We start from the raw sequence: 4464 nt of genomic DNA, 5'->3' as shown, positions 1-4464 counted from the left end.
CAGATTGGAAGCGCTGCGGCGCAACGCTCTCGGATTCCGCAACCTCACCCACTACCGAATCCGATCACTACTGCACTGCGGCAACCTCACCCGCGCACTCGATGCACTCTAAAACCGGAAGAGCCATTTTTTTGGACCGTCCAGCAGCATGCTGTCTTCCAAATCTTTGGCAGACAGAGCCAGGATCCGCTCATCGAATCTGATGTCAATTGTGTAGGAGCGCTTGAACAGTCTTGCTCGACCTGGATTCAAGGTGATAGTTCTGCCGTCGATTGTCGCCCGCAGGCTTGATGTAGTTCGCGTTCCTATCGGCGTCTTTTTGCGGGTGCGGTGGCCTACGCGGTGAATTCTGACGATTGTTTGCGGACCTTCGGTGTATGAACCGGCAATCTCGTCGTCAAGATAATTAAGAATCATGTCCCCGTAGAGGATCGTGTCAATCACCAATGAAGCAATACCGCGACCTGCGTCCTCGTTCAAGCCAACCACATTCAGCTCCTGTCGCATTGACCCCGAAATCATATTGCATCTCGCCCAAGCCGCTGTGTGGGGTTTCATTCCGTATATCGTGATCGATCGTGAACGACCAATGTTCTGGGAACATGGTGACATCCGTCCAGCGGAACGGTCGTAAAGTCTGCCCAAGTTCAGCCGGGTAACTCTTCTACTCACAATCCCGCTGCGCCCTCCGGTCTCACTTGGATTTGCTTCGTCGGACGGTACGGTGGGGTATGCGTTTTATCGAAGCTGCCGAGTTCGAGGCTCCCGAAGCGTGGGGATCCCAGTTGCTGGCGTCACTGGACTCCGCCACCGTTCGATTGCACTGGACCGACAACGAATACATCTGGCATGTCAACGACGGCGTCGAGGTGTTCATCGTCGTCGATGGGGCAGTAGATATGCACTATCGCGATACGACAGGCGAACACGTACAGAGACTTACGCCGGGAGTCATGTGCGTGGCAGAGATAGGTGACGAGCACAAGGCCGCACCGATCGGCGCCGCAAGAATTGTTGTCATCGAGCGCGAAGGGTCCATCTGACGTTCACAGCTTCGCGCTCCAGGATCAGTCCGTCATCGAATCTGGCACGCACCAGCGGACATCGGTACTCGAGTGGTCGATGTTGCTCACTGCCGCCGAATCGAAGACGTCAGACTGGCAATGAGTATGAGTGCGCATAGGCCGCCTGCCCCCGTGTTCGTCCAGTTCACCGCGATCGATCCCACGACGACGTCAGAGTCGGCGTAGTTTTCGCAGATCGCCACCGGCACTGGCACCCACGCCCACTTCGCACTGTAAACCGCAGCTGGTCGGTCTCGCGTACACATTTGTTCTGCGCCGCCCATCAGTCCCCAGCCACCGAATGCACCGTACGACGCGATGAGGCATATCAGGGAAACGGCAGCGATTGCGACCGAGACTGCTGTCGGTGATAGGCGACTCGACACGGAGTCAGTATGCATCTGCTCAGCGTGTTGCTGCGGCAATCTATCGGCGCTTCGATTGGCGGCTTCCTCAGCTGATTGGTTGGGTCGGCAGTGTGTCCGTTCCGTACGCCCGAAGGAACGCGTCGACGCCAGCTGTGACCATGGGTTCGACGTGGCTCGGGGTGAGCGCTTCGGCCCCGAAGGGGCGGATGGTCGATTCGGCGGTCGTCAACGCAATGAAGTGCAGAGTTGCTTGCCGAACGTCGGGGACGCCGAGCCAAAGGCGACGGCCAAGCTCGTGGAGCACGGAAGCTACCTCTGTCTGCACTCGATACGGGCCAGCGTCGTGCCATGTTGTGGTCTGGTCCGGGGTGAGGGCGACCGCGCGGGCCTTTAGTTGGTTCACCATGGCGAAATGCTGGGGGTGGCTCGTCCGCTGGTCGATGAACGCGTGGCCCAGCACAACCAGGGCTGACCGCACGTCGTCCGTGTGCAGGGCGTGCTGCGCTCCGCGCGCGAAATCGCCGGCGACCAGCGACGCACTGGCTGTGAGAACGGCAGCAAACAGGTCGTTCTTGGACCTGAAGTGTTGGTAAAGAGTTCTCGTCGACACCTGAGCCTCAGCTGCGATGGAGTCCATCGTGGCGTCCGCGAATCCGACGCGCCCGAACACCTCCCCAGCGGCCGTCTCGATCTGCGCACGCTTGCTCGGCCGACCGCCCCGAGCCTTCGGGCCCGTGGAACCATGTACAGTTTCTGCCATCACCGTTTTCCAATGCTAGGAACACTCTGGAGGCTCCCCTTGACTACGTCGACTACGCCGCTTCGCCTCGCCATTATCGCGGGATCAACTCGCCCGGGTCGCCACGCCCGCACTGTCGCAGATTGGGTTTCCCGCATTTCGAGCAACCGCCCCGCGGCCTCGTACGAGGTCATCGACCTTGCGCAGATCAATTTGCCGTTCATCGATGAGGTCCTCCCGCCGATGGCTGGACAATACGACCAGCCTCACACGGTGGAGTGGGCCTCGACGATCCAAGCCTATGACGGATTCGTTTTCGTCACTCCCGAGTACAACCACGCGCCACCAGCGGTCCTGAAGAACGCCCTGGACGTGCTGTTCGCGGAGTGGAATGACAAAGCAGCCACGTTCGTCAGCTACGGCGTCGATGGCGGCATCCGGTCGGTGGAACAATTGCGGCAGATCTGCGGCGAGCTGAAACTCGCTGACGTGCGCGCGAGCGTCGCGCTCAGGTTCGGAATCGACTTCGAAGGATACGCAACGTTCACCCCGGCAGTGGAGCGTGAAACCGACCTCGCGCGGGCGCTCGATGACCTCGAGCGGTGGGCTCGGGCACTGCGGCCCATCCGGAGGGCGGCGTAGCTCGTATGACCGGCACCGTCGTCATCGAGTGCACAATCAAGCTGGTACATGTCGACGAGGAACTCGCCCGCTTGACCGATCTGTAGCCGAACTCGAACAATTACTCGCGGGCGTCGTCAACTGGAATGCTTGCTGCCAGCGGGAAAGAGGAGCATAGGGACGTATGGATCAGAAAGCTTGGATGCGACGGTTGGTAATGCCGATGGGAGCCCTTGTCGCCCTTCTGATCACCGGATTCGGCTTCTTCTCAGTTCAGTATGCGTCTGTCTGCTGGCTCACTCAGATTCCACCGGAACTTCACGTCGAGGGTAGAGAGTATCAACGAAGCAATGTGCCGCCGTTGAACGGCGTTCCTCTATTCGATCCACCAGAGACGCCGGATTGGTACCCCAAGCACCACATGTGGCCGCTAGGGTACGACATCTATTGGCCGCGTGGCTACGAGACCTCCACTGGCGTGATCCTCCAGTGGCGCGATGGGAAAGTTCTATAGCTATACCCTTCAGGGTGGGCCCTAGCGAGGAATTGGCCGCCGCTGCAACTGAGCATCCCGCGCAGAAGCTGGCTCTGCGTCAGAGGCTCCCAGCTCATCAGAGATTTTGTGTTTCAACTGGACTGGCGGATGAGCTGTATTCGAAGCGTGCAGCATTCCCGGCGAGAAGATCGGATGCTGAGGATCTCGAGTCGCCGAACGAATTGGATCTTTCAATCCCGACGGTCTGCTGTACCGCCGGTAGGATTCAGTCGAAGACTTGATGTGGACAGGAGTGCACTGTGACGACTGCTGTGCTTGTCGTACTGGCCGTGCCCGTTGCAGTTCTTGCGCTTGTAGCGGTGCTTACCGGTTTCGGCGAGTACCGCCGCACCAGTAACCCGGTGTTGGCGTTGCTGGCCGTTCCTTGCTTCCCGCTGTTCTGGGTCGCGTGGTACGTCCGCGACGACATCGGGCGTACTGCGCGCTGACACGCCGGCCGCCAGGCTCGGCTGCTATGAAGACGATGTGGAAGGCGGCGGGCGAAGACCTTGGCGCACGTCGACGCGTTCGGATTCACTCGAGCGGCTGTCCGGTTTCTCACTCATTAACCACCCGGCCTAGGTTCGCCGATGGTGGTCTGGGTGTGAAGTTCAAGTCAGCGCGCGGGCATTCCATCCGGCATCGCGCAGACGGCGTGAGTATGCGCTTGCCGTCGCAGGAATCATCCTTGCCACAGTGCCCAACACGAATTGCGTCTCGGTCAAAGTCTCCTCGGTCAGGCTGACGCCTGTGATTGTCTCCATTGCAGCGAACAACGATTGGGAGACGACAAAGCCTTGAAGGGGATCGTCTTCCGTAGCGCTCGGCGTGACGGCCGCCCAGACTTCATCGAACCTCGTCGGATCGTTCCCACCCCATGTCGAGTCGAAGTCTCGTTCCTTCGGATTGATCGAGGACTGGAGGACCCCGTCGATCCACATCACGAACTGGTATGCGCCCTCGGCGCCGTAGACGGACACAATGTCGTGGCCGGCGGCGACCGGTCCCATTGGCAGGTCCCCGATAGTCGGACCACAGCGTTCTAGAGCCGCTTCGGTTTGATCTTCAGTCGATCTCGCAGCCGTCCACCGGTTGGTGGTTGTGGGTGCATTGGGCAGCATACTCAGCCGGGGTGAG

The 4464-nt window shown here is 59.7% G+C and carries 6 protein-coding genes; 3 read left to right on the top strand and 3 right to left on the bottom strand.

Features of this window, described 5'->3' with window-relative positions:
• Positions 1 to 108: 108 nt before the first annotated feature.
• Positions 109 to 480, bottom strand: coding sequence for a hypothetical protein (locus QMK17_RS25970; protein WP_283512166.1), 372 nt, complete (start codon positions 478 to 480; stop codon positions 109 to 111).
• Positions 481 to 731: 251 nt separating this feature from the next.
• On the opposite strand from QMK17_RS25970, the gene QMK17_RS25965 reads away from it, so the two are divergent.
• Positions 732 to 1043, top strand: a complete 312-nt coding sequence (locus QMK17_RS25965; protein ID WP_283512165.1) for a cupin — start codon at positions 732 to 734, stop codon at positions 1041 to 1043.
• A gap of 474 nt (positions 1044 to 1517) precedes the next feature.
• Here QMK17_RS25965 and QMK17_RS25960 read toward each other — a convergent pair whose 3' ends face one another.
• The gene (locus QMK17_RS25960) at positions 1518 to 2192 is read right to left on the bottom strand and encodes a TetR/AcrR family transcriptional regulator (protein ID WP_283512164.1); all 675 of its coding nucleotides are present in this window, start codon (positions 2190 to 2192) and stop codon (positions 1518 to 1520) included.
• Between the two features lie 39 nt (positions 2193 to 2231).
• On the opposite strand from QMK17_RS25960, the gene QMK17_RS25955 reads away from it, so the two are divergent.
• Positions 2232 to 2813: an NADPH-dependent FMN reductase gene (locus tag QMK17_RS25955; protein ID WP_283512163.1), complete on the top strand. Its 582-nt coding sequence runs from the start codon at positions 2232 to 2234 to the stop codon at positions 2811 to 2813.
• Between the two features lie 774 nt (positions 2814 to 3587).
• Positions 3588 to 3776 (top strand): hypothetical protein, encoded by a 189-nt coding sequence (locus tag QMK17_RS25950; protein ID WP_283512162.1) that lies wholly within the window; start codon positions 3588 to 3590, stop codon positions 3774 to 3776.
• A gap of 162 nt (positions 3777 to 3938) precedes the next feature.
• On the opposite strand, the gene QMK17_RS25945 is transcribed toward QMK17_RS25950, so the two are convergent.
• Positions 3939 to 4337 carry a DUF6461 domain-containing protein gene (locus QMK17_RS25945; protein ID WP_283512161.1) on the bottom strand — a complete coding sequence of 133 codons (399 nt, stop codon included), beginning with the start codon at positions 4335 to 4337 and terminating at the stop codon, positions 3939 to 3941.
• Positions 4338 to 4464 lie beyond the last annotated feature (127 nt).

It is taken from the genome of Rhodococcus sp. G-MC3 (genome assembly GCF_030063335.1).
Classification (GTDB): Bacteria; Actinomycetota; Actinomycetes; order Mycobacteriales; family Mycobacteriaceae; genus Rhodococcoides.
This window is presented reverse-complemented; position numbering and strand designations above follow the sequence as displayed.